The sequence below is a fragment of the Streptomyces sp. NPDC002676 genome (assembly GCF_053592455.1).
In genome coordinates this window covers 151,723-174,832 of sequence record NZ_JBSFVT010000003.1, presented here as the reverse complement: position 1 = coordinate 174,832, position 23,110 = coordinate 151,723, and the positions used below count along the sequence as shown (strand labels likewise).

23 protein-coding genes and 1 tRNA gene are annotated in these 23,110 nt (G+C 70.2%); 13 read left to right on the top strand and 11 right to left on the bottom strand.

Going from position 1 to position 23,110, the window contains the following annotated elements; translation table 11 throughout:
- Positions 1 to 170: 170 nt before the first annotated feature.
- The 6 genes from paaA to ACWD3E_RS11110 all read left to right on the top strand — a co-directional run bounded on the left by paaA (position 171) and on the right by ACWD3E_RS11110 (position 5,111).
- Complete coding sequence (gene paaA, locus ACWD3E_RS11135) at positions 171 to 1,223, top strand: 1,2-phenylacetyl-CoA epoxidase subunit PaaA (protein WP_451387263.1); 1,053 nt, start codon at positions 171 to 173, stop codon at positions 1,221 to 1,223.
- Positions 1,220 to 1,507: a 1,2-phenylacetyl-CoA epoxidase subunit PaaB gene (gene paaB, locus ACWD3E_RS11130; RefSeq protein WP_451387262.1), complete on the top strand. Its 288-nt coding sequence runs from the start codon at positions 1,220 to 1,222 to the stop codon at positions 1,505 to 1,507. Before paaA ends, paaB begins: the two co-directional genes overlap by 4 nt.
- Entirely contained in the window at positions 1,504 to 2,223 is a 720-nt protein-coding gene (gene paaC / locus ACWD3E_RS11125) for a 1,2-phenylacetyl-CoA epoxidase subunit PaaC (protein ID WP_451387261.1), read from the top strand. Before paaB ends, paaC begins: the two co-directional genes overlap by 4 nt.
- Complete coding sequence (gene paaD / locus ACWD3E_RS11120) at positions 2,217 to 2,744, top strand: 1,2-phenylacetyl-CoA epoxidase subunit PaaD (protein WP_451387260.1); 528 nt, start codon at positions 2,217 to 2,219, stop codon at positions 2,742 to 2,744. The genes paaC and paaD overlap by 7 nt, the downstream gene beginning before the upstream one ends.
- Positions 2,744 to 3,808 carry a 2Fe-2S iron-sulfur cluster-binding protein gene (locus ACWD3E_RS11115; RefSeq protein ID WP_451387259.1) on the top strand — a complete coding sequence of 355 codons (1,065 nt, stop codon included), beginning with the start codon at positions 2,744 to 2,746 and terminating at the stop codon, positions 3,806 to 3,808. Before paaD ends, ACWD3E_RS11115 begins: the two co-directional genes overlap by 1 nt.
- 169 nt (positions 3,809 to 3,977) lie before the next feature.
- A complete protein-coding gene (locus ACWD3E_RS11110; RefSeq protein ID WP_451387258.1) occupies positions 3,978 to 5,111 on the top strand; it encodes an acyl-CoA dehydrogenase family protein in 1,134 nt (377 codons plus the stop codon).
- 44 nt (positions 5,112 to 5,155) lie between these two features.
- Here ACWD3E_RS11110 and ACWD3E_RS11105 read toward each other — a convergent pair whose 3' ends face one another.
- The 4 genes from ACWD3E_RS11105 to ACWD3E_RS11090 all read right to left on the bottom strand — a co-directional run bounded on the left by ACWD3E_RS11105 (position 5,156) and on the right by ACWD3E_RS11090 (position 8,239).
- A complete protein-coding gene (locus ACWD3E_RS11105) occupies positions 5,156 to 5,485 on the bottom strand; it encodes a rhodanese-like domain-containing protein (RefSeq protein ID WP_451350073.1) in 330 nt (109 codons plus the stop codon).
- Positions 5,486 to 5,534: 49 nt separating this feature from the next.
- Positions 5,535 to 6,344 (bottom strand): hypothetical protein, encoded by an 810-nt coding sequence (locus ACWD3E_RS11100; protein ID WP_451387257.1) that lies wholly within the window; start codon positions 6,342 to 6,344, stop codon positions 5,535 to 5,537.
- A gap of 92 nt (positions 6,345 to 6,436) precedes the next feature.
- Positions 6,437 to 7,870 (bottom strand): DUF2252 domain-containing protein, encoded by a 1,434-nt coding sequence (locus ACWD3E_RS11095; protein ID WP_451387650.1) that lies wholly within the window; start codon positions 7,868 to 7,870, stop codon positions 6,437 to 6,439.
- Between the two features lie 285 nt (positions 7,871 to 8,155).
- A tRNA-Leu gene (locus ACWD3E_RS11090) sits at positions 8,156 to 8,239 on the bottom strand.
- 489 nt (positions 8,240 to 8,728) lie between these two features.
- Between ACWD3E_RS11090 and ACWD3E_RS11085 the strand changes: the two genes are divergently transcribed.
- From ACWD3E_RS11085 to pknB, 6 genes are all read left to right on the top strand, one after another.
- On the top strand, positions 8,729 to 9,613 hold the full coding sequence (locus tag ACWD3E_RS11085) for an FhaA domain-containing protein (RefSeq protein WP_451387256.1): 885 nt from the start codon (positions 8,729 to 8,731) through the stop codon (positions 9,611 to 9,613).
- Positions 9,614 to 9,623: 10 nt separating this feature from the next.
- A complete protein-coding gene (locus tag ACWD3E_RS11080) occupies positions 9,624 to 10,163 on the top strand; it encodes an FHA domain-containing protein FhaB/FipA (protein ID WP_451387255.1) in 540 nt (179 codons plus the stop codon).
- 140 nt (positions 10,164 to 10,303) lie between these two features.
- Positions 10,304 to 11,872 (top strand): Stp1/IreP family PP2C-type Ser/Thr phosphatase, encoded by a 1,569-nt coding sequence (locus ACWD3E_RS11075; protein WP_451387649.1) that lies wholly within the window; start codon positions 10,304 to 10,306, stop codon positions 11,870 to 11,872.
- A 27-nt stretch (positions 11,873 to 11,899) separates the two neighbouring features.
- The gene (locus ACWD3E_RS11070) at positions 11,900 to 13,339 is read left to right on the top strand and encodes an FtsW/RodA/SpoVE family cell cycle protein (protein ID WP_451387254.1); all 1,440 of its coding nucleotides are present in this window, start codon (positions 11,900 to 11,902) and stop codon (positions 13,337 to 13,339) included.
- Positions 13,336 to 14,826, top strand: a complete 1,491-nt coding sequence (locus tag ACWD3E_RS11065) for a peptidoglycan D,D-transpeptidase FtsI family protein (protein ID WP_451387253.1) — start codon at positions 13,336 to 13,338, stop codon at positions 14,824 to 14,826. Before ACWD3E_RS11070 ends, ACWD3E_RS11065 begins: the two co-directional genes overlap by 4 nt.
- 191 nt (positions 14,827 to 15,017) lie before the next feature.
- A complete protein-coding gene (pknB, locus tag ACWD3E_RS11060; RefSeq protein WP_451387252.1) occupies positions 15,018 to 17,033 on the top strand; it encodes a Stk1 family PASTA domain-containing Ser/Thr kinase in 2,016 nt (671 codons plus the stop codon).
- Between the two features lie 122 nt (positions 17,034 to 17,155).
- Here pknB and ACWD3E_RS11055 read toward each other — a convergent pair whose 3' ends face one another.
- Genes ACWD3E_RS11055 through ACWD3E_RS11030 form a run of 6 tightly spaced genes read right to left on the bottom strand, consistent with a single transcriptional unit; the run spans position 17,156 to position 21,470 of the window.
- Positions 17,156 to 17,911, bottom strand: coding sequence for a class E sortase (locus ACWD3E_RS11055; RefSeq protein ID WP_451387251.1), 756 nt, complete (start codon positions 17,909 to 17,911; stop codon positions 17,156 to 17,158).
- A 13-nt stretch (positions 17,912 to 17,924) separates the two neighbouring features.
- Complete coding sequence (locus ACWD3E_RS11050; RefSeq protein ID WP_451387250.1) at positions 17,925 to 19,073, bottom strand: class E sortase; 1,149 nt, start codon at positions 19,071 to 19,073, stop codon at positions 17,925 to 17,927.
- Positions 19,070 to 19,708: an aminodeoxychorismate/anthranilate synthase component II gene (locus ACWD3E_RS11045; RefSeq protein ID WP_145879037.1), complete on the bottom strand. Its 639-nt coding sequence runs from the start codon at positions 19,706 to 19,708 to the stop codon at positions 19,070 to 19,072. The genes ACWD3E_RS11050 and ACWD3E_RS11045 overlap by 4 nt, the downstream gene beginning before the upstream one ends.
- The gene (locus tag ACWD3E_RS11040) at positions 19,705 to 19,866 is read right to left on the bottom strand and encodes a hypothetical protein (protein WP_385397507.1); all 162 of its coding nucleotides are present in this window, start codon (positions 19,864 to 19,866) and stop codon (positions 19,705 to 19,707) included. The genes ACWD3E_RS11045 and ACWD3E_RS11040 overlap by 4 nt, the downstream gene beginning before the upstream one ends.
- Positions 19,867 to 19,918: 52 nt before the next feature.
- Positions 19,919 to 20,608, bottom strand: coding sequence for a class E sortase (locus ACWD3E_RS11035; RefSeq protein WP_451387249.1), 690 nt, complete (start codon positions 20,606 to 20,608; stop codon positions 19,919 to 19,921).
- Positions 20,609 to 20,663: 55 nt separating this feature from the next.
- On the bottom strand, positions 20,664 to 21,470 hold the full coding sequence (locus tag ACWD3E_RS11030) for a DUF881 domain-containing protein (RefSeq protein ID WP_451387248.1): 807 nt from the start codon (positions 21,468 to 21,470) through the stop codon (positions 20,664 to 20,666).
- 152 nt (positions 21,471 to 21,622) lie between these two features.
- Here ACWD3E_RS11030 and crgA point away from each other — a divergent pair, with 152 nt between their 5' ends.
- Complete coding sequence (gene crgA / locus ACWD3E_RS11025; RefSeq protein WP_451349941.1) at positions 21,623 to 21,877, top strand: cell division protein CrgA; 255 nt, start codon at positions 21,623 to 21,625, stop codon at positions 21,875 to 21,877.
- 270 nt (positions 21,878 to 22,147) lie between these two features.
- Here crgA and ACWD3E_RS11020 read toward each other — a convergent pair whose 3' ends face one another.
- A complete protein-coding gene (locus ACWD3E_RS11020; RefSeq protein WP_451387247.1) occupies positions 22,148 to 23,038 on the bottom strand; it encodes a rhomboid family intramembrane serine protease in 891 nt (296 codons plus the stop codon).
- Positions 23,039 to 23,110 lie beyond the last annotated feature (72 nt).

The following is a 23,110-nucleotide window of genomic DNA, read 5'->3' as shown; positions in this document are numbered from 1 at the left end:
CCCGCCCGCCGGGCGCAGCCCCGGGGAACCCATGAGGTTTTCCACAGGCAGCCGACGCGGTTGTCCACAGCAGTTGACACCTCACGGCGGCCCGGCCCACCATTGACACGCACGGACCGAACGATCGGTCGGGAAGGCGTTCAAGCAGAGCCCGAGGTGAGGGGGACCGCATGGCCACAGCAGCCGCGCACCGCACGGCCGGCACACCGGCGGACGGCGCACCGGACACCGTCGACACGACGGCCTACCAGCACGCTTTCGACGCGGCCGTGGCCGCCGACGAGCGCGTCGAACCACGCGACTGGATGCCCGACGCCTACCGCGCCACGCTGGTCCGGCAGATCGCCCAGCACGCGCACTCCGAGATCATCGGCATGCAGCCGGAGGCCAACTGGATCACCCGCGCGCCCAGCCTGCGCCGCAAGGCGATCCTGATGGCCAAGGTCCAGGACGAGGCCGGCCACGGCCTGTACCTGTACAGCGCGGCCGAAACCCTCGGCACCAGCCGCGACGAGCTCCTAGACAAGCTGCACAGCGGGCGCCAGAAGTACTCCTCGATCTTCAACTACCCCACGCTGACCTGGGCCGACGTCGGCGCGATCGGCTGGCTCGTGGACGGCGCCGCCATCACCAACCAGGTCCCCCTGTGCCGCTGCTCCTACGGCCCCTACGCGCGCGCCATGGTGCGGATCTGCAAGGAGGAGTCCTTCCACCAGCGCCAGGGCTACGAGCTGCTGCTGGCCCTCAGCAACGGCACCCCCGAGCAGCACGCGATGGCCCAGGACGCGGTGAACCGCTGGTGGTGGCCCTCGCTGATGATGTTCGGCCCGCCCGACGACGAGTCCCAGCACTCCACGCAGTCGATGGAATGGAAGATCAAGCGCCACTCCAACGACGAGCTGCGCCAGCGCTTCGTCGACATCGCCGTCCCGCAGGCCGAATCCCTGGGCCTCACCCTCCCCGACCCGGACCTGACCTGGAACGAGGAGCGCGGCCACCACGACTTCGGCGCGATCGACTGGGCGGAGTTCTGGGACGTCCTCAAGGGCAACGGCCCCTGCAACGAACAGCGGATCACCCAGCGCAGGCGCGCACACGACCAGGGCGCGTGGGTGCGTGACGCAGCCGCCGCCTACGCGGCCAAGCACACCGGACACACCGCCGACACCGGCACCCCCGGAAACACCGGGAACACCGCGGAGACGGGAGCGAACCGAGCATGAGCACCACCGACTGGCCCCTGTGGGAGGTCTTCGTGCGCTCCAGGCGCGGCCTCTCCCACACCCACGCCGGCAGCCTGCACGCCCCCGACGCGGAACTCGCCCTGCGCAACGCCCGCGACCTGTACACCCGGCGCGGCGAAGGCGTCTCCATCTGGGTGGTCCCTGCCACCATGATCACCGCGTCCTCGCCCGACGAGAAGGACCCCTTCTTCGAACCCTCCGCCGACAAGCCCTACCGGCACCCGACCTTCTACGAGATCCCGGAAGGGGTGAAGCACCTGTGACCGCCACCGTCCCCGCGACCGCCGCACTCGCCCTCGGCGACGACGCCCTGGTGCTCTCCCACCGCCTGGGGGAGTGGGCCGGCCACGCCCCCGTCCTCGAAGAAGAGGTCGCCCTCGCCAACATCGCCCTCGACCTCCTCGGCCAGGCCCGGATCCTGCTGTCCATGGCCGGCGACGAGGACGAGCTGGCGTACCTGCGCGAGGAGCGCGCCTTCCGCAACCTCCAGCTGGTCGAACAGCCAGGCGGCGACTTCGCCCACACCATCGCCCGCCAGCTGTACTTCTCCACCTACCAGCAGCTGCTCTACGCCGAACTCGCGGCCGGAGACGGCCCGTTCGCGCCGCTGGCCGCCAAGGCGGTCAAGGAGGTCGTCTACCACCGCGACCACGCCGAACAGTGGACCCTGCGGCTCGGCGACGGCACCGAGCTCAGCCACGACCGGATGCAGCGCGCCTGCGAGGCGCTGTGGCGTTTCACCGGGGAGATGTTCCAGCCGGTGGAGTCCCTGGACGTCGACTGGGCGCGCATGGAGGCCGCTTGGCTGGAGTCCGTCACGGACGTCCTCGGCCGGGCCACCCTGACCGTGCCCGAGGGTCCGCGCACCGGCGCCTGGTCGGCGGGCGCCGGACGGCAGGGCCTGCACACCGAACCGTTCGGGCGGATGCTCGCCGAGATGCAGCACCTGCACCGCAGCCACCCGGGGGCGACATGGTGACCGCCACCGCCCTGGAGACGGAACTGCTGGAGCTGGCCGGCTCGGTGCCCGACCCCGAGCTGCCCGTGCTCACCCTCCAGGAGCTGGGCGTGCTGCGCGCGGTCCACGTCAGCGGTCCCGACAGGGTCGAGGTCGACCTCACCCCGACCTACACCGGCTGCCCGGCCATCGAGGCGATGGCCCTGGACATCGAACGAGTCCTGCGCGCGCACGGCATGCGCGAGGTCACCGTCCGCACGGTGCTCACGCCCGCCTGGTCCACCGACGACATCAGCCCCGAAGGCCGCCGCAAACTCCGGGAGTTCGGCATCGCTCCCCCGCGCGAGGGCCACGACACCGGCCCGGTGACGCTCACCCTCGGCCCGACCCGCACCCTCGCGGCGGAACCGGACCCCGTCCGTTGCCCGCACTGCGGATCCGCCGACACCGAGCTGCTGAGCCGGTTCTCCTCCACCGCGTGCAAGGCGCTGCGCCGCTGCCTCGCCTGCCATGAACCGTTCGACCACTTCAAGGAGTTGTGATGGCGCGCTTCCACCCGCTCCAGGTGGCCGCGGTCGACCGGCTCACCGACGACTCCGTCGCCCTCACCCTCGCCGTCCCGCCGGAGCTGCGCGCGGAGTACCGGCACGCACCCGGCCAGCACCTCGCCCTGCGCCGCATCGTCGACGACACCGAGATCCGGCGGACCTACTCGATCTGCTCCCCCGCCCCCGACCCGGACGGCGCGGGCCCGAGCACCCTGCGGGTGGGCGTACGCCTGCTGGAGGGGGGCGCGTTCTCGACCTACGCGCTGAAGGAGATCAACCTCGGCGACGTGCTGGACGTGATGACGCCGGCCGGGCGCTTCACCCTGGAACCGGCGCCGGGTCTGTACGCGGCCATCGTCGGCGGCAGCGGCATCACGCCCGTGCTGTCCATCGTCTCGACGCTGCTGGCGCGCGAGCCCGAGGCCCGGTTCTGCCTGATACGCAGTGACCGTACGGCCGCCTCGATGATGTTCCTGGAGGAGGTCGCCGACCTGAAGGACCGCTACCCGGAGCGGCTTCAGCTGGTGACCGTGCTCTCCCGGGAGGAGCAGCAGGCGGGCCTCCCGTCCGGGCGGCTCGACCGGGAACGGCTCACCGGGCTGCTGCCGGCGCTGCTGCCGGTGGAGCGGGTGGCGGGCTGGTTCCTGTGCGGGCCCTACGGGCTGGTGACCGGCGGGGAGGAGGCGCTGCGCGAACTGGGCGTGGAGCGGGCCCGGATCCACCAGGAGATCTTCCACGTGGACGCGTCCCCGGCGCCGGCCTCGACCGCACCAGTGCCCGAGCACAGCACCGTCACCGCCCGGCTGGACGGACGCGGCGGCACCTGGCCGGTCCAGGACGGCGAGTCCCTGCTGGAGACGGTCCTGCGCAACCGCCCCGACGCGCCCTACGCCTGCAAGGGTGGGGTGTGCGGCACCTGCCGGGCCTTCCTGGTCTCGGGCGAGGTCCGCATGGACCGCAACTTCGCGCTGGAGGAGGACGAGACGGAGTCCGGTTTCGTGCTGGCCTGCCAGTCGCACCCGGTGACGGAACACGTGGAGCTGGACTTCGACCGCTGAGGTGACGGGGCGGGGGTGGGGAGGGGGAGGGGGAGGGGCCCCAAGTCCGTTCCCCATTCCCTTCTCCTAGAACCTGTTCTATCTTGCCTCCCTGACGCCCCGTCAGCCCGCCCGCCCGAATCCGACGGGACCAGCTGGACGTGGGCCGGATGCGCCGGGAGGACAGGTCGTGGACTTCACCTTCAGCGAGGAGCAGCAGGCGGCGGCCGAGGCGGCACGGGGGGTGTTCGCCGGTGTGGTCGTGGATGCGGTGCCCAGTCCGGCGCTCACCACCGGGGCCGTCGCCGAGAGCCTCGACCGGGAGCTGTGGGGCAGGCTCGCGGACGCCGATCTGCTCAGCCTGCTGCTCGACGCCGGGTACGGCGGGGCGGGCCTGGACGCCGTCGCGCTGTGCCTGGTGCTGCGCGAGTCCGCCAAGGTGCTCGCGCGGGTGCCGCTGCTGGAGCACAGCGCGGGCGCGGCCGTCGTACAGGCCTATGGCGGCAGGGAGTTGGGGGAGCGCCTCCTGGGGCCGGCCGGGCGGGGGGAGGTGGTGCTGACGGTCGCCGCGCAGGGCCGTACCGGGCACGGTCCCGCGGGGCTCGCCGTCAGCGCCCGTCGGGACGGCGAGGCGTGGGTGCTCGACGGGGTGCAGACGGGGGTGCCGTGGGCGTACGACGCGGACCTGGTCGTCGTACCGGCGCACACCGGGGCCGGCCGCACCGTGCTGGCGCTCGTGCCGCGGGAACACGACGGGGTGGTCCTGGCCGAGCAGGTGTCCACGAGCGGGGAGCGGCTGGCCGAACTGCGGCTGCGGGCCGCGCGGATCCCGGCCGGGGACGTCATCGAGGCCGACGGTGCCTGGGAGTGGCTGCACGCGCTGCTGGCCACCGGCACGTGTGCGCTGGCGCTCGGGCTGGGTGAGCGGGTGCTGCGGATGACTAGCGAATACACCGGGAAACGCGAGCAGTTCGGGTATCCGATCGCGACGTTCCAGGCGGTCGCCGTGCAGGCCGCCGACCGGTACATCGACCTGCGCGCCATGGAGGCCACCCTGTGGCAGGCGGCCTGGCGGATCGCCTCGGGGGCGCCGGGGGCGCTGCCCGCTGCCGGGGACGTGGCCGTGGCGAAGATCTGGGCGGCGGAGGGGGTGCGCCGGGTGGTGCAGACGGCACAGCATCTGCACGGCGGATTCGGCGCGGACACGGAGTACACGCTGCACCGGTATCACGCCTGGGCCAAGCACCTGGAGCTGGCGCTCGGCCCGGCGGGGGCGTACGAGGAGGCGCTGGGCGACCTGCTGGCGGCGCATCCGCTCAGCTGACCCCCAAGCCGACGACGAACTGCAGGCGGAACCAGCAGGCCGAGCTAGAGCACGAAGCCGGGCTGACCGTCGTCCGTGACGACCGGGCGGCCCGCTGCCTGCCAGACCTGCATGCCGCCGTCGACGTTCACCGCGTCGATGCCCTGCTGGACCAGGTACATCGTGACCTGGGCCGAGCGACCGCCGGAGCGGCAGATGACGTGGACGCGGCCGTCCTGCGGGGCGGCCTCCGTCAGCTCGCCGTAGCGGGCGACGAACTCGCTGATGGGGATGTGCAGCGCCGCCGCGGCGTGGCCCGCCTGCCACTCGTCGTCCTCGCGGACGTCCAGCAGGAAGTCGCCGTCCTTGAGGTCCGTGACCTCGACCGTGGGCACACCAGCTCCGAAACTCATGCTCCCGACGCTACCCGACGGACCGTGTGGCTCACTCCCCCGCCAGCAGGGCCGCCAGCTCCGTCTCCCGTTCGGCGATGTCGGCGTGCAGCCGGCCGGCGATCTCGTCCAGGAGGCCGTCGGGGTCGTCCGGGGCGAGGCGGAGCATGGCGGCGATCGCGCCGTTCTCCAGTTCGCGGGCGACGAGGTGGAGCAGTTCCTTGCGCTGGGCGAGCCATTCGAGGCGCTCGTACAGCTCCTCGCTGGGGCTCGGCAGCCGCTCGGCCGGTACGGGGCCGGCCGCCCATTCCTCGGCCAGTTCCCGCAGCTCGGCTTCGCTGCCGCGGGCGTAGGCGGCATTGACGCGAGTGAGGAACTCCTCACGCCGCTGCCGTTCGCCCTCCTCCTGCGCGAGGTCGGGATGGACCTTGCGGGCCAGTTCGCGGTAGAGCTTGCGGGCCTCCTCGCTGGGACGCACCCGCTCCGGGGGCCGTACGGCCTGGTCGGTGAGCATCGCGGCGGCCTCAGGGAACAGGCCGTGGCCGTCCATCCAGCCGTGCAGGAGTTCCTCGACGCCGGGGATGGGCTGGACGCGGGCGCGGGCCTCCTCGGCATGGCGCAGGTCCTCGGGGTCGCCGGTGCGGGCGGCCCTGGCCTCGGCGATCCGCGCGTCCAGTTCTTCGATGCGGGCGTAGAGCGGGCCGAGCTTCTGCTCGTGCAGCCGGGAGAAGTTCTCGACCTCGACGCGGAAGGTCTCCACGGCGATCTCGTACTCGATCAACGCCTGCTCGGCGGCCCGTACGGCCTGCTCAAGCCGCTCCTCGGGTCGTGGTGCGGACTGGTCGGCTTCCGGGGTCGTCACGCGCCCCAGGGTAGCGCTGCGCCTGGCTTGAACCGGACGTGCGGTATCTCACCGCAGGGAAGCGCAGCTCCGCCCCGTCACACCCCCGGGTCTCACACCCCCAGCTCGGCCGCGAGCCTCCCGGTGCGGATCGCGGTCACCAGCTCCGCGTGGTCCGCCTCCGTGCGGTCGGCGTAGGCGACCGCGAAGTCGGCCATCGCCTCGTCCAGTTCCTCGTTCTTTCCGCAGTAGCCGGCGATCAGGCGGGGGTCGGCGCCGTGGGCGTGGGCGCGGGCCAGCAGGGCGCCGGTCATGCGGCCGTAGTCGTCCATCTGGTCGGCGGCGAGGGCGGCCGGGTCGACGCTGCCCTTGCGGTTGCGGAACTGGCGTACCTGGAAGGGCCTCCCGTCGACCGTCGTCCAGCCGAGCAGGATGTCGCTGACGACCTGCATCCGCTGCTGGCCGAGGACCACCCGGCGGCCCTCGTGCGCCACCGCAGCCGCCTCGAAGCCGGCCGTGGCCAGGTGCGGGAGGAGCGCCGAGGGGCGCGCCTCCTTCACCTGGAGCACCAGCGGCTGTCCGCGGTGGTCGAGGAGCAGCACCACGTACGAGCGGGTGCCCACGCTGCCGGTGCCGACGACGCGGAAGGCCACGTCGTGCACGGCGTGCCGGGCGAGCAGCGGGAGGCGGTCCTCGGAGAGAGTCGTCACATACTCCTCCAGGGCCGTGGCCACCGCGGCGGCCTCTGCGTCCGGGACGCGGCGCAGGACCGGGGGCGCGTCGACGAACCGGCGTCCGCCGTCCTCGGCGGTCTCGGTCGACTTCGCCGCGAACCGGCCGCTGGTGTTGGCGCGTGCCTTCTCCGAGACCCGTGCCAGCGTGCCGACCAGGTCGTGGGCGTCGGTGTGCGAGACCAGTTCCTCGTCCGCGATGGCGTTCCAGGCGTCCAGCGCGGGCAGCCTGGCGAGCAGCCGCATGGTGCGGCGGTAGGCGCCGGCCGCGTCCTGCGCCGCCGCGCGGCAGGTGTCCTCGTCGGCGCCCGCCTCGCGCCCGGCCAGCACCAGGGAGACCGCGAGCCGCTTCAGGTCCCACTCCCAGGGGCCGTGCACGGTCTCGTCGAAGTCGTTGAGGTCGATGACGAGGCCGCCGCGCGCATCGCCGTACAGGCCGAAGTTGGCGGCGTGGGCGTCGCCGCATATCTGGGTGCCGATCCTCGTGGACGGGGTGCGTGCGAGGTCGTACGCCATGAGGCCGGCCGAACCGCGCAGGAAGGCGAACGGGGTCGCGGCCATCCGTCCCACCCGTATCGGGGTCAGCTCCGGGATGCGGCCGGTGTTTGACTCCTCCACCGCGCTGACCGCGTCCGGGCGGGAGCCGTCGAGGTCGAGGGTGCGGTGCACGGAGCGCGGCACGCTCGCCCTGAGCGCCTTGCCCTCCTCCTTGGCGGTGCCGCGGGACGGCCACTGCGCGAAGCCGCGCACCTGGGGCAGCCGGCGTACCGCCGGAACCGACGGCTGCACCGGAACCGACAGGTCCCCCGGCCCCACCAGCCCCGCAGGCTCCGCCGCTTGCGCCACTCCCGCACCGGCCTCGGTCACCGCGACCGCCTCCCCCGTACAGCCCGAACATCAACTCGTGCAGACCGTACAGCGGGTGACCGAAACGCGTCAGACCCTGTGGAAAACCCGGCTGTTGTGGACAACTCGGCGGCGCCCCGCCGCTGAGAACTTCCTCACAACCCGGAACATCCACAGAACTCCCCGGAGCACCCCAGAACCCCCGGAACACGACTACGGGCCCATCGTTTTCACGATGGGCCCGTAGCCTCTGCGTGCGCGAGGGGGGAGTTGAACCCCCACGCCCTTGCGGGCACTGGAACCTGAATCCAGCGCGTCTGCCTATTCCGCCACCCGCGCATTGGGTGTGTCTTCCGTTTCCGGCCCTTTCGGGCTGGCCCCTTCCGACATCGAGAACATTAGCACGTGGCTCGGGGTGGGTTCACATCCCTTCTCGCCAGGCCCGATGCCCAGGCCGGACGCCGAGGCGGGGCGAGCCCACACACCGGCCCGCCCGCACGTGACCCGGCCCCTGCGCCCGTATCCCAGGCCGTATCCCGGCCCGCGTCCTTACCCGCGCCCCGCACGTATCAGGGAGTCCTTGTTCACGTATCAACCTCGTACCGGTCCAGGCCGTCTCTCCCGGAGCGGGACAGGTGTGCTGCCGGGTGCGGGACACTGGTCCTGGGCCGCCTCTACGATCCTTGCCAGGATGAGCGCCGGAAACCGGTGCCGGGAGGAGTTCGAAGGGTGGCCGCTGGGGGAACCGGCTGATTGCCGGACGCGTAGATACGATCAGTGAGCAGTACGTAGTAGAAGGCAGAACGGCAGCGACGGAGGAGGTGCCCCATGGGAGTCCTGAAGAAGTTCGAGCAGCGTCTCGAAGGCCTGGTCAACGGCACCTTCGCGAAGGTCTTCAAGTCCGAGGTCCAGCCCGTGGAGATCGCCGGCGCGCTCCAGCGGGAGTGCGACAACAACGCCACCATCTGGAACCGGGACCGCACGGTCGTCCCCAATGACTTCATCGTGGAGCTGAGCGCGCCGGACTACGAGCGCCTCAGCCCCTACTCCGGGCAGCTCGGCGACGAGCTGGCCGGGATGGTGCGCGACTACGCCAAGCAGCAGCGGTACACGTTCATGGGCTCGATCAAGGTCAACCTGGAGAAGGCCGACGATCTCGACACCGGCCTGTACCGGGTGCGCAGCCGTACGCTCGCCTCCTCCAGCAGCCAGCAGGGCTCACAGGCCCCCGCCGTCCCGCAGGGCCGCCCGGGCCACGCCGCTCCCGGCGGCCACGGCGGCCAGGGCGCTCCTGGCGGCTACGGCTACCCGCCCGCCCCCGCCGGCGCCCCCCCGATGCCTGCCTCGCCGCCGCCCGGCGCCCGCCCCGGCGGCTACGGCTACCCGCAGCCCGCCGGCCAGCGGCCGGCGGCCGGTCCCGCGAGCGGCGGGCGCACCCGCTACTGGATCGAGATCAACGGCACCCGCCACCAGATCTCCCGCCCGACGCTGGTGCTGGGCCGCAGCACCGAAGCCGACGTGCGGATCGACGACCCCGGCGTCTCCCGCCGGCACTGTGAGATCCGGACCGGAACGCCCTCGACGATCCAGGATCTCGGCTCCACCAACGGCATCGTGGTGGACGGGCAGCACACCACCCGCGCTACGCTCCGCGACGGCTCGCGGATCGTCGTGGGCAGCACCACCGTTATCTATAGGCAAGCCGAAGGGTGAAGCGGGGGCAATGTCAGAGCTGACCCTCACGGTCATGCGGCTGGGTTTCCTGGCCGTACTGTGGCTGTTCGTGATCGTGGCCGTGCAGGTCATCCGGAGCGACCTGTTCGGTACGCGCGTCACACAGCGCGGATCGCGCAGGGAAGCCGGACGCCAGCAGCAGAGCGGCCGGCAGCCGGCCGCGCCCCCGCAGCAGCGCGGCCAGCAGCGCAGCCAGCAGCGCGCCCAGCAGGGCGGCGGGCGCCAGCGGCGCAACGCCCCCACCAAGCTGGTCGTGACCGAGGGCACCCTGACCGGCACCACCGTCGCGCTCGCGGGCCAGACCATCACCCTGGGCCGGGCGCACGACTCGACGATCGTGCTGGACGACGACTACGCCTCCAGCCGCCATGCCAGGATCTACCCGGACCGCGACGGCCAGTGGATCGTCGAGGATCTCGGCTCCACCAACGGCACGTACCTGGACCGGTCCCGGCTGACGACCCCCACACCGATCGCGCTGGGCGCGCCGATCCGCATCGGCAAGACCGTCATCGAGCTGCGGAAGTAGTGCTACATCATGAGTGAGCGCGAGCGGAGCGAGCACGCAACGGCGGGCCACACCCCGGTCCCCGGCGCGCTCCCGACCGGAGGGTGGGCAGTGTGGCTCGACACGACCGGCTGTACCCGGAGCCGACGGGCGAGGTGGGCATGAGTCTGTCACTGCGCTTTGCCGCCGGATCGCACAAGGGCATGATCCGTGAGGGCAACGAGGACTCCGGTTACGCCGGTCCGCGGCTGCTCGCCATCGCCGACGGCATGGGCGGCCAGGCGGCCGGCGAGGTCGCCTCGTCCGAGGTGATCTCCACGCTGGTCACACTCGACGACGACGTGCCCGGCTCCGACATCCTCACCTCGCTCGGCGTCGCCGTGCAGCGCGCCAACGACCAGCTGCGCGCCATGGTCGAGGAGGACCCCCAGCTGGAGGGCATGGGCACCACGCTCACCGCCCTGCTGTGGACCGGGCAGCGGCTCGGCCTCGTCCATGTCGGCGACTCGCGCGCGTATCTGCTGCGCGACGGGGTGCTGACGCAGATCACGCAGGACCACACCTGGGTGCAGCGGCTGGTCGACGAGGGCCGCATCACCGAGGAAGAGGCCACCACCCACCCGCAGCGCTCCCTGCTGATGCGCGCCCTCGGCAGCGGCGACCACGTCGAGCCCGACCTGTCGATCCGCGAGGTCCGCGCCGGCGACCGCTATCTGATCTGCTCCGACGGCCTGTCCGGCGTCGTCTCCCACCAGACGATGGAGGAGACCCTCGCCAGCTACCAGGGCCCGCAGGAGACCGTGCAGGAACTGATCCAGCTCGCGCTGCGCGGCGGCGGCCCCGACAACATCACCGTCATCGTCGCCGACGTCCTCGACCTGGACACCGGTGACACCCTCGCCGGGCAGCTGTCCGACACCCCGGTCGTGGTCGGCGCCGTCGCCGAGAACCCGCACCACCTGCACGACAACGGCATCATGCAGACCCCGGCCGGCCGCGCCTCGCATCTCGGCCGCCAGGGCCACGGGCAGGGCGGCGGCGGGGAGTTCGGCCCGCCCGGCTCCGGCGACACCAACGGCTACGCCCCGTCCGACGGCTTCGGCGAGTACGGCGACGAGGACTTCACCAAGCCCGCCAAGAGCCGCAAGTGGCTGAAGCGGTCCCTGTACAGCGGTCTCGCGCTGGCCGTGATCGGCGGCGGCCTGTACGGCGGCTACCGCTGGACGCAGACGCAGTACTACGTCGGCGCCAAGGGCGAGCACGTGGCGCTGTACCGCGGCATCAGCCAGGACCTGGCCTGGGTGTCGCTGTCGGAGGTGGAGAAGGACCACCCCGAGATCGAACTCAAGTACCTGCCGCCCTACCAGCAGCAGCAGGTCAAGAACACGATCACGGAGGGCGGCCTGACGGACGCCCAGGCGAAGATCGACGCGCTGGCCCTGCAGGCGTCCGCATGCAAGAAGCAGGTGGAGCGCAAGGCCGCCGAGGCCGCGCAGACCCCCGACACCGAGCGGAACACCTCGCGGAGCCCGGGGAAGGCGGGAAGCACCACGGGAACCACCCGTACCGCTTTCACGTCCAAGGCATCACCTACGCCGAACCCGTCGGCGTCGACACCGTCGAAGTCCCCCTCGAAGTCCACGAGCCCGTCCGCGACCGCGACTCCCCACCCCGGCCCCAGCCTCTCCGAGGATGAGAAGAAGGTCGTCGATCAGTGCGGCAAGCAGTAGGCAAGCCGTGAGAGGCCCTGTCACACGATGAGCAGTACTACGAACTCGCCGACGCATCACACGTCCACGATCGGCGCCATCGGCGCGCCCAGCCGCCGCAACACCGAGCTGGCCCTGCTGGTCTTCGCCGTGGCCATCCCGGTGTTCGCCTACGCCAACGTGGGCCTGGCCATCGACGGCAAGGTGCCCGCGGGCCTGCTGGGCTACGGCCTCGGCCTCGGCCTGCTGGCCGGCATCGCCCATGTCGTCGTACGGAAGTTCGCGCCGTACGCCGACCCGCTGCTGCTGCCGCTGGCCACCCTGCTCAACGGGCTCGGACTGGTCTGCATCTGGCGGCTGGACCAGTCCAAGCTGCTCCAGCACCTGAACGTCTCGGGCGGCAAGGCGACCACCCAGCTGATGTACACCGCGATGGGCATCGGGCTGTTCGCAGCCGTACTGTTCTTCCTCAAAGACCACCGGGTCCTGCAGCGCTACACCTACATCTCCATGGTCGGCGCGCTGATCCTGCTGCTGCTTCCGCTGGTCCCCGGCCTCGGCCTGCCCGTCTACGGCGCCAAGATCTGGATCCACGTCGGCAGCTTCTCCATCCAGCCCGGTGAGTTCGCCAAGATCGTGCTCGCGGTGTTCTTCGCGGGCTACCTCATGGTCAAGCGGGACGCGCTCGCCCTCGCCAGCCGCCGCTTCATGGGGCTCTACCTGCCGCGTGGCCGCGACCTCGGTCCGATCCTGGTCGTCTGGTTCATGTCGATCCTGATCCTTGTCTTCGAGACCGACCTCGGTACCTCGCTGCTGTTCTTCGGCATGTTCGTGATCATGCTGTACGTCGCCACCGAGCGGACCAGCTGGATCGTCTTCGGTCTGCTGATGTCCGCGGTCGGCGCGGTCGGCGTGGCGAGCTTCGAAACCCACGTCCAGCAGCGTGTGCAGGCCTGGCTCGACCCGATGAAGGAGTACACGCTCAGCCAGAAGGGCGTATACGGCCACTCCGAGCAGGCCATGCAGGCCCTGTGGGCGTTCGGCTCCGGCGGCACCATGGGCACCGGCTGGGGCCAGGGCCACTCCGAGCTGATCCGCTTCGCCGCCAACTCCGACTTCATCCTCGCCACCTTCGGCGAGGAGCTGGGCCTGGCCGGCATCATGGCGATCCTGCTGATCTACGGTCTGATCGTGGAGCGCGGCGTGCGCACCGCCCTCGCCGCCCGCGACCCGTTCGGCAAGCTGCTCGCCATCGGCCTGTCCGGCGCCTTCGCGCTCCAGGTGTTCGTTGTGGCCGGCGGTGTGATGGGCCTCATCCCGCTGACCGGTATGACGATGCCGTTCCTCGCCTACGGCGGTTCCTCCGTGATCGCGAACTGGGCGCTCATCGGCATCCTGATCCGCATCAGCGACACCGCCCGCCGCCCGGCACCGACCCCCGCCGGCAACCCCGACGCCGAGATGACCCAGGTGGTCCGCCCGTCATGAACAAACCCCTGCGCCGGATCGCGATCTTCTGCGGCCTCCTGGTCCTGACCCTGCTGCTGCGCGACAACTGGCTCCAGTACGTCAAGGCCGACAGCCTCAAGCAGGACCCGAAGAACCGCCGGGTCACCATCGCCCGCTACTCCACGCCGCGCGGCAACATCATCGTCGACGGCAACCCCATCACCGGGTCCTCCGAGGTCAGCACGAAGGGCCTGAACGACCTCAAGTACAAGCGCACCTACAAGAACGGCCCCATGTGGGCACCGGTCACCGGCTACGCCTCGCAGGCCTTCGGCGCCACGCAGTTGGAGTCCCTTGAGGACGGCATCCTCACCGGCAACGACGACCGGCTGTTCTTCCGCAAGACCCTGGACATGATCACGGGCAAGGAGCATCAGGGCGGCAACGTCGTCACCACGCTCAACGCCGCCGCGCAGAAGGCCGCGTGGGACGGCCTGAAGTCCCGTGGCGGCAAGGGTGCCGTGGTCGCCCTGGAGCCCTCCACCGGCAAGATCCTGGCGCTGGCCTCCTACCCGTCGTACGACCCCTCGTCGTTCGCCGGGAGCACCACCGACGTCGACGGCAAGGCCTGGCAGAAGCTGCAGAAGAAGTACAACCCCGCCGACCCGATGCTGAACCGGGCGCTGCGCGAGACCTACCCGCCGGGCTCCACCTTCAAGGTGGTCACCGCCGCGGCGGCGCTGGAGAACGGCAAGTACACCTCGGCCGACGAGAAGACCGACTCGCCGGTGCCGTGGATCATGACGGGTACCCGGACGCCGCTGAAGAACGAGGGCAGCATCCGCTGCGAGAACGTGAGCATGCGCGAGGCGCTCCGGGTCTCCTGCAACTCCGTCTTCGGCAAGATCGGCGCCGATCTCGGCAACGACAAGATGCTGGAGGAGGCGAAGAAGTTCGGCTTCGACTCCGAGCAGTTCACGCCGGTCCGCTCCAACGCCTCGGTGTTCTCCGACAACATGAACCCCTCGCAGACCGCGCTGTCCTCGATCGGCCAGTACAACACCGCCGCCACCCCGCTGCAGATGGCCATGGTCGCCTCGGCGGTCGCCAACGACGGCAAGCTGATGAAGCCGTACATGGTCGACGAGCTGCAGTCCTCCAGCCTCGACCCGGTCGAGAAGACCGAGCCGAAGGAGCTGAGCCGGCCGCTGACGCCGGAGCACGCGCAGATCCTGCAGTCGATGATGGAGACCGTCGTCGCGCAAGGCACCGGTAAGAACGCGCAGATCGGCGGCGGTGTGACCGTCGGCGGCAAGACCGGTACCGCCCAGCACGGCGTCGCGAACAGCGCGAACCCCTACGCGTGGTTCATCTCCTACGCCAAGCTCCCCGACAACAGCTCCCCGGTCGCGGTCGCCGTGGTGATCGAGGACGAGAACGCCAACCGCGACGACATCTCCGGTGGCGGCCTGGCCGCGCCGATCGCGAAGGACGTCATGGAGGCGGTCATCAACAGCAAGAAGTGACCTCGCCCGCCCCATGAAGTGACGCCGCTCACGTCTCCTTCACATCGTTGCACGTTGCGATACCGGTCCTGTATCGGGTTACGGGCTTGGCCAGGTCATACAACGCGAGCCGGGTACGGTAGGCCCGGACGGCAGCCTTTGGCCGTGCACGGTGCGCGGCTGAGACCGACGGAGAGGGCTGGTAGGTAGCTATGGAAGAGCCGCGTCGCCTCGGCGGCCGGTACGAGCTGGGCCAGGTGCTCGGCCGTGGTGGCATGGCGGAGGTCTACCTCGCGCATGACACCCGGCTCGGCCGCACCGTGGCGGTGAAGACGCTGCGCGCGGACCTCGCGCGTGATCCGTCCTTCCAGGCCCGGTTCCGCCGGGAGGCCCAGTCGGCCGCCTCGCTCAACCATCCCGCGATCGTGGCGGTCTACGACACGGGCGAGGACTACATCGACGGGGTCTCCATCCCGTACATCGTGATGGAGTACGTGGACGGCTCCACGCTGCGTGAGCTGCTTCACTCCGGTCGCAAGCTCCTGCCCGAGCGGTCGATGGAGATGACCGTCGGCATCCTCCAGGGCCTGGAGTACGCCCACCGCAACGGCATCGTCCACCGTGACATCAAGCCGGCCAACGTCATGCTGACCCGCAACGGCCAGGTCAAGGTGATGGACTTCGGCATCGCCCGCGCCATGGGCGACTCCGGCATGACCATGACCCAGACGGCCGCGGTGATCGGCACGGCCCAGTACCTCTCCCCGGAGCAGGCCAAGGGCGAGCAGGTCGACGCGCGGTCCGACCTTTATTCGACCGGCTGCCTGCTCTACGAGCTGCTGACGGTCCGCCCGCCATTCGTCGGCGACTCCCCGGTGGCGGTGGCCTACCAGCACGTCCGCGAGGAGCCGCAGGCGCCGAGCGTCTTCGACCCCGAGATCACGCCCGAGATGGACGCGATCGTCCTGAAGGCGCTGGTCAAGGACCCGAACTACCGCTACCAGTCGGCCGACGAGATGCGCGCCGACATCGAGGCCTGCCTCGACGGCCAGCCGGTCGCGGCAACGGCGGCGATGGGCGCGGTGGGCTACGGCGGCTACCCCGACGACCAGCCGACGACGGCCCTGCGCCCCGACCAGGGCGCCGGCGCGACCTCCATGCTCCCGCCGATGAACCCGGACGACGGCGGCTACGGCTACGACGAGCGCCCCGACCGGCGCCGCCAGCAGCCGAAGAAGAACAACACCTCCACAATCCTCCTGGTGGTCGCGGGCGTCCTGGTGCTGATCGGCGCGATCCTCATCGGGAAGTACGCGTTCAGCGGGGACGACGCCGCCAACGACAAGGTGGCGGTGCCGAACTTCATCGGCAACAGCTACGCCGCCGCCCAGAAGATGGCGATCAACTCGGACCTGAAGCTGGGCGAGCCCACCCGGAAGCCCTGTGCCAACCAGCCCAAGGGCAACGTGTGCTCACAGGACCAGCATGAGGGCGTGAAGGTCGCCAAGAACACCGTCATCAACGTGGTCGTCTCGACGGGCGCGCCCAAGGTCGTTGTGCCGAGTGTCGTCGGTCAGACCTTCGCCAACGCCAAGGCGACTCTGGAGAGCGACAAGTACCAGTTCACGGTGGAGAAGACGGAGAAGGTGTCGGCTGAGCCGGCCGGCACTGTCCTGGAACAGACCCCCGTGCTCGGCAAGGAAGTCGAGAAGGGCTCCACGATCACCCTCACGGTCGCCAAGCCGGAGGAAAAGGTCACGATCCCGGGCGACATCATCGGCAAGTCGTGTGACGACGCCAAGACCGAGCTGACGCAGCTGGGCCTGGCACCGAGCTGCACCGACGTGCCCGTCAACGACCAGAGCCAGGACGGCAAGGTCCAGAGTTCCACCCCGGCGCCGAATTCGGGGGCGCTCTCCAAGAACACGCCCGTCGTGCTGAACGTCGGCAAGTTCCAGGGACAGGACGGCGGCGACCAGGGGCAGCAGGGTCAGGTCCCGCAGGTCCAGACCATGAAGCTGAAGGACGCCCGGGACACCCTGGCACAGTACGGCTACACGCAGGTCCAGGTCAGCGGCCCGACCGACGACAAGGCGCGGGTCGTGGGCCAGTCCCCGCAGCCGGGCACCCAGGCCGATCCGAGCACCACCCAGATCGTGCTGCAAACCGTGGACGTCAATGGCGGCGACCAGGGCGGCACGAACTTCTTCGGCGGAGTCAACGGCTGACGCCCCGCACCGCCACGCAAGGGGCCCCTGCCAGGAAGTTCTGGCGGGGGCCCCTTGGCGTCTCCGTCACTCCGGACGGCGCGCAGTTCCACCAAGCGACCGAGGTCCTCAGGAAACCCCGGTCAGCCACGCAGTTCCACCGGCGGAGTCCGCGTGCTGTTCACCTTCTCCACGCGGACCAGCTCGCCCCACACCGCGTACCGGTAGCGGGAGGTGTACACGGGGGTACAGGTCGTCAGGGTGATGTAGTGGCCCGGCTTCTTCTTTCCGGACTCCTTGGGGACCGCGGCGAGGACGCTGACGTCGTACTTCGAGGTCTCGGGGAGGATCGCGAAGACCTTGTAGACGTACCAGTTGTCCCTCGTCTCGAAGACGACCGGGTCGCCCTTCTTCACCTTGTCGATGTTGTGGAACTTGGCGCCGTGGCCGTCGCGGTGGGCGGCCAGGGCGAAGTTGCCGTCCTTGCCCGACATGGGGAGGGCCGCCTTCACGGGCTCCGTGTAGTAGCCGGCGACGCCGTCGTTCAGGACGTCCGTGCCGGTGCCCTGCTCGACCAGGACCGTGCCGTTCTTCATGGAGGGCACGTGCAGGAAGCCGATGCCGTCCCTGGTGTCCAGCGCGCCGGGGCTCGAATCGGCGGAATGGGCCCACTCGTCGCGGACCTTGTGCGCCTGCCGGTCGGCCTTGCGGTCCGCTATCACGTTCGTCCACCACAGGGAGTAGACGACGAACAGGCCGAGCACCAGGCCCCCCGTGATGAGGATTTCGCCGAAGACGCTGACCGCCAGGGCGATCCGGCCGGGACGCCGGCGGCCCGGGGCCGGCGACTCCTCGGACTCCTCCGCGTGCTCTTCGGTCTCGTCGGCGGTCGCTGCCACAGTTCCCTCTCGATTACTCGATCAGCTCGTCCGGCTTGCCCTTGGCGCGCGGGCGTTGTTCGACCATCTTGCCCCAGACGATCAGCCGGTACTTGCTGGTGAACTCCGGCGTGCAGGTCGTCAGGGTGATGTAGCGGCCCGGTCCGGTGAACCCGGACTGCGGCGGGATGGGGTCCAGCACGCTGGTGTTGGACGGCGGGGTCACCGGCAGCGTCGACGTCACCTTGTACACGAAGTAGGTGTCCTGCGTCTCCACCACGACCGCGTCGCCCGGTTTCAGCCGGTTGATGTAGCGGAACGGCTCACCGTGCGTGTTGCGGTGGGCGGCCAGTCCGAAGTTGCCCGTCTTGTCGTACGGCATCGCCGTCTTCAGCGCGCCCTCGCCGTAGTGCCCGACCATGCCCTTGTCGAGCACCTGCCGGTTGCTGACGCCCTCCGCTATCGGGGCCACCACGTCCAGCTTGGGGATGTGCAGGATCGCGAAGCCCTGGCCCGGCTCGAACGCACCCGGCGCCCGCTTGCCGCTCGCCCAGTCGTGCTGGAGGGCGCTGGTCTCCCTGCTCGCCTGCGCGTGCGCCCGGACGTTCGTCCACCACAGCTGGTAGGTGACGAACAGCAGCATCAGCACGCCGGCGGTGATGAACACCTCGCCGATCACCCGGCTCGCGATGACCGCCGGGCTCGGCTTGCTCAGCCGCGCCTGCCGCCGGGCCTCCACCCGGGTCAGCGGGCGCTGCGGGTCCCGCTGAGGGTCCGCCTCCTGTGCGGGTGCCGCCTCACGGCTGCCGCTGTGCCGCCCGCCGCGCCGCTTGGCGGCCTTTCTGCGGGCCGCACGGCCGCCCGGCGTGGTTCCAGTGGCAGCAGAGGCGGAAGAGGCCCTGGAGGCGCGTACGGATGCGTTCTCCAGGCCGAGCGACGACGCATCGGAGGCCCGTGGATCGGGGATCCTCAGCGCCATGGTCTCGTCGTCCGGGATCGGCAGCGCCTCGTCGCCCAAGGCCGGCAGCGGTGCCGTCGGCGGATCACCCATGTCCGCACCCGAACCCGCACCCGCACCCGCACCCGTTCCTGCGCCCACGCCCGCGTACGGCGCACTGCCGTACGACCCGTACGGCGGCTGCTCGCCGTACAAGTCCTCGCGCTCGGGGCGCAGCGCGGTCACGCCGTGGCCCTGCCCACCACCGGGGCGAGCCCCGCCGATCTCGCGACGGCACCCTGGTCCCCGCACTCCACCAGCCAGTTGGCCAGCATCCGGTGCCCGTGCTCGGTCAGCACCGACTCGGGGTGGAACTGCACGCCCTCGACCGGGAGTTCTCGGTGGCGCAGGCCCATGATGATGCCGTCGTGCGTGCGGGCCGTCACCTCCAGCTCGGCCGGGACCGTCGCAGGCTCAGCGGCCAGGGAGTGGTAGCGGGTCGCCGTGAAGGGGGAGGGCAGGCCCGCGAAGACGCCCTTGCCCTCGTGCTCGACCGGCGAGGTCTTGCCGTGCAGCAGCTCCGGCGCCCGGTCCACCACACCGCCGTACGCCACCTGCATCGACTGCATCCCGAGGCAGACGCCGAAGACCGGCACACCGGTCGCGGCGCAGTGGCGGACCATGTCCACGCACACGCCCGCCTCTTCCGGCGTCCCGGGGCCGGGCGAGAGCAGCACGCCGTCGAAGCCGTCCTGGGCGTGCGCCGTCGACACCTCGTCGTTGCGCAGAACCTCGCACTCGGCGCCCAGCTGGTACAGGTACTGGACGAGGTTGAAGACGAAGCTGTCGTAGTTGTCGACGACGAGAATCCGCGCACTCACTGGTTGTCCACCGTCACATCGTTGAAGGGCAGCAGCGGTTCGGCCCAGGGGAAGACGTACTGGAAGAGGACGTAGACCACGGCCAGGACCAGTACGAGTGACAGCAGCGCCTTCACCCATACGCTCCCCGGCAGATGCCGCCAGATCCAGCCGTACATGCCGTTCCTTCCGTATCCCCACGGCACCTGACTCACGCCGTACCGCACCAGACTAACGGCGCAGAGCCCTCGGTTCGCCTGACTCCACGGGCTGGGTGGAGTCGAGGTGCGCCCAGACGATCAGCCGGTGGCTGTGTCCCCATTCCGGTTCGCACGTGGTCAGCGTGAGGTAGCGCCCGGGGCGCGTGTATCCGGACTCACGTGGCACAGGATCGATGACCGCGATGTCCGTAGGGACGGTTTTGTAGGGCCCTTTGTCGATCCGATACGTGAACCAGGTCGTCCCGTCGGTCAGTACCACCGCGTCGCCCGGCCGCAGCCGGGGGAAGTCCTTGAACGGGTCGCCGTAGGTGCGGCGGTGGCCGGCGACCGCGAAGTTCCCCTCCTGGCCGAGCCGCGCGGTCCCGGCGTAGTGGGCGAGGCCCTTCTGCAGCACGCCCGCGTCGGTGCCCTCCAGCACCGGCTTGTTCCACGTGAAACCGAGCCTCGGGATGTACATGATCGCGAAAGGCTTGCCGTGGCGGTACGGCGCCGGCGGGCGCGGGCTCCCGGCCCGGCCGGCTGAGGCGCTGACGTTGTGCACACTCCCCCTCGACCACTGTTCATGCAGCTGGTCGATCTGGTGCCGCATCGCGCCGTCGGCCCGCACTCCCGTCCAGAACAGCACATAGCCAACGAAGAGCACGATCAGGGCGCCGATCGTGATGCACAGTTCGCTGACGGTCCTGACGATCACGCGCACCGGCGGCTCCTGGCGGGCGGGGCACCTACGTCACAGGCTTCTACTGCATGGGGTTCTACTGCACGGGCTTCGCGTAGTGCAGATCCACTGTGCCCGAGTAGCCCGGCAGAGTCACCGTCCCGTCCTCGGTGACTTTCCAGCCGAGGCCGTAGACGTTCACGTACACCATGTAGGTCTGGATCGCCTTGCTCGCCGCGAGCGCCCGCTGGAGCCGGCCCGGGTCCCCGACCGCGGTGATCTTGTACGGCGGAGAGTACACGCGGCCCTGGAGGATCAGGGTGTTGCCGACGCAGCGCACCGCGCTGGTGGAGATCAGCCGCTGGTCCATGACCCTGATCCCCTGGGCGCCGCCCTGCCACAGGGCGTTCACCACGGCCTGCAGGTCCTGCTGGTGGATGACCAGGTAGTCGGGCTGCGGCTCGGGATAGCCAGGGAGCTTGGCGGTGGCGTTCGGCGGGGCGTCGTTCAGGGTGACGGTGATCCCATTGCCGGTCAGCGGCTGGGTGCCCGCGCTCTTCTCCAGCCCGGTGAGCTTGCGGTCCTGGGCCTTGGTGCTCCCGCCGTCGCTCTTCGCCAGGGACTCCACGCTGTCGCGCAGGGCCGCGTTGGACTCGTCCAGCTCCTTGTTCTTGCGGCTGCGCTGCTGGATCAGGTCGGACAGCTTCAGCAGGGAGTCGTCCCGGCGGATGTCGGTGCCCTTGGCCGTGTCGAAGCTGGTGAAGAAAATGAGCCCCGCCAGCGCGAAGACGGCGGCGGTGAGAACCCGCACGGGCCGTAGCCGCACGGGCCGGAAGAAGCGGAGCCCACGAGCGGGGCCGGGACCCGTTGATCCCGTCCCGGGGGAGTCGGCAGAATTGCTCAACGTACCCTTATCTCCTTCGGCGCCGCGGAAGCACTACGCTAACGGACGCCCGGGGGAGCACTCAGTGTGCCCTTACTGTCCCCTTGTACGCTGCCCCGAGCCCGACCCAGTTACCTGCGCGGCCACGCAGCGCATCGACAGGAGAGACCCTCGTGCCGAAGTCACGTATCCGCAAGAAGGCCGACTACACGCCGCCGCCGGCGAAGACGGCACAGGCGATCAAGCTCGACAGCCGCGGCTGGGTCGCGCCCGTCATGCTGGCCATGTTCATCATCGGCCTCGCCTGGATCGTCGTCTTCTACGTGACCGACGGGTCGCTGCCCATCGACGCCCTGGACAACTGGAACATCGTGGTCGGCTTCGGCTTCATCGCCGCCGGCTTCGGTGTCTCCACGCAGTGGAAGTAGCACAGCCGGCGCGGTGGCGGTAGCTCTGCCCAGGGCTATCCACTGAGTTATCCACAGGCGCTGTCCACACTGTCCACACGGTGGGGAAAAGAAACGACGATCTGTGGATAACTCATCTGAGGTTGACGCCGGTGTGACTGCCCTACCGGCCGCCGTACGCCCGTTCGCCCCCTGTCCGACCTGGGAAAACACATCCGAGCGACAGGGGGCACAGCTGTGCCCGCACAGCGTGCACAAGATCCGGCACTCACTGTGGACAACGGTTCGGCATCAGGTGAGCTGAGCGGTCCTGACCAGGACGAGAACGAGGGTGACGGCCAGCACCAGCGCGCAGGTGCCGTACTGGATCAGCGCCCGCTTCTGCCGGGGGGCGTGCACCATCGCGTACCCGGTGACGACGCCCGCGACGAGGCCGCCGATGTGCGCCTGCCAGGCGATGTTCGAGACCCCGAAGGTGATGATCAGGTTGATCACCAGGAGGGCCATGATCGGCCGCATGTCGTAGTTCAGGCGGCGCATCAGCACGGCGGTGGCACCGAAAAGACCGAAGATCGCTCCCGAAGCGCCGAGGGACGGCTGGTTCTGCGCGGCGAGCAGATAGGTGAGGGCGCTGCCCGCCAGGCCCGAGACCACGTAGAGCGCGAGATAGCGGGCGCGGCCGAGCGCGGCCTCCAGGGGGCCGCCGATCCACCACAGGCTGAGCATGTTGAACAGGATGTGGACGTACCCGCCGTGCAGGAACATCGAGGTCAGCAGCCGGTAGTACTGGCCCTCCGCGACGCCCTGCACCCCGCTGAGGTGGTAGGTGTAGGCCTGGCCGATGAGCTCGAACCTGGTGGTGAAGCTGTCGCCGACGGCCAGCTGGACCAGGTAGAAGGCGATGTTGAGGCCGATCAGCAGCTTGGTGAGCAGCCGCGGGTCGGCCGTGATCGTCCCGCCTGCCACCGTGCGGGGCCGGGCTGCGGCCGGGGCGGGCCCGCTGCCCTGTCCGCCGCGCACGCACTCGGGGCACTGGAAGCCGACCGAGGCGCTGATCATGCACTCGGGGCAGATGGCGCGGTCACAGCGGGTGCAGCGCACGCCGGTCTCGCGGTCCGGGTGCCGGTAGCACACCGGCAGGCCGCTCCTGGCGTCCTGCGTGCTCCCTGCTGCCTGGTCCATGCGGTCCCCTCGCTCGTGGTGGTACTACCCCCTGGCAATACCCCGCCCCGCTCATCCTTACGGACGAGCGGG

What these genes read in the sequence shown, in the direction of transcription:
- ACWD3E_RS11065 (WP_451387253.1), top strand. Translation starts at nt 13,336, where the DNA reads ATGAACAAACCCCTGCGCCGGATCGCGATCTTCTGCGGCCTCCTGGTC.
- paaA (WP_451387263.1), top strand. Translation starts at nt 171, where the DNA reads ATGGCCACAGCAGCCGCGCACCGCACGGCCGGCACACCGGCGGACGGC.
- paaB (WP_451387262.1), top strand. Translation starts at nt 1,220, where the DNA reads ATGAGCACCACCGACTGGCCCCTGTGGGAGGTCTTCGTGCGCTCCAGG.
- ACWD3E_RS11080 (WP_451387255.1), top strand. Translation starts at nt 9,624, where the DNA reads ATGTCAGAGCTGACCCTCACGGTCATGCGGCTGGGTTTCCTGGCCGTA.
- ACWD3E_RS11075 (WP_451387649.1), top strand. Translation starts at nt 10,304, where the DNA reads ATGAGTCTGTCACTGCGCTTTGCCGCCGGATCGCACAAGGGCATGATC.
- ACWD3E_RS11085 (WP_451387256.1), top strand. Translation starts at nt 8,729, where the DNA reads ATGGGAGTCCTGAAGAAGTTCGAGCAGCGTCTCGAAGGCCTGGTCAAC.
- ACWD3E_RS11040 (WP_385397507.1), bottom strand. Translation starts at nt 19,866, where the DNA reads ATGTACGGCTGGATCTGGCGGCATCTGCCGGGGAGCGTATGGGTGAAG.
- ACWD3E_RS11115 (WP_451387259.1), top strand. Translation starts at nt 2,744, where the DNA reads ATGGCGCGCTTCCACCCGCTCCAGGTGGCCGCGGTCGACCGGCTCACC.
- ACWD3E_RS11070 (WP_451387254.1), top strand. Translation starts at nt 11,900, where the DNA reads ATGAGCAGTACTACGAACTCGCCGACGCATCACACGTCCACGATCGGC.
- pknB (WP_451387252.1), top strand. Translation starts at nt 15,018, where the DNA reads ATGGAAGAGCCGCGTCGCCTCGGCGGCCGGTACGAGCTGGGCCAGGTG.
- ACWD3E_RS11020 (WP_451387247.1), bottom strand. Translation starts at nt 23,038, where the DNA reads ATGGACCAGGCAGCAGGGAGCACGCAGGACGCCAGGAGCGGCCTGCCG.
- paaD (WP_451387260.1), top strand. Translation starts at nt 2,217, where the DNA reads ATGGTGACCGCCACCGCCCTGGAGACGGAACTGCTGGAGCTGGCCGGC.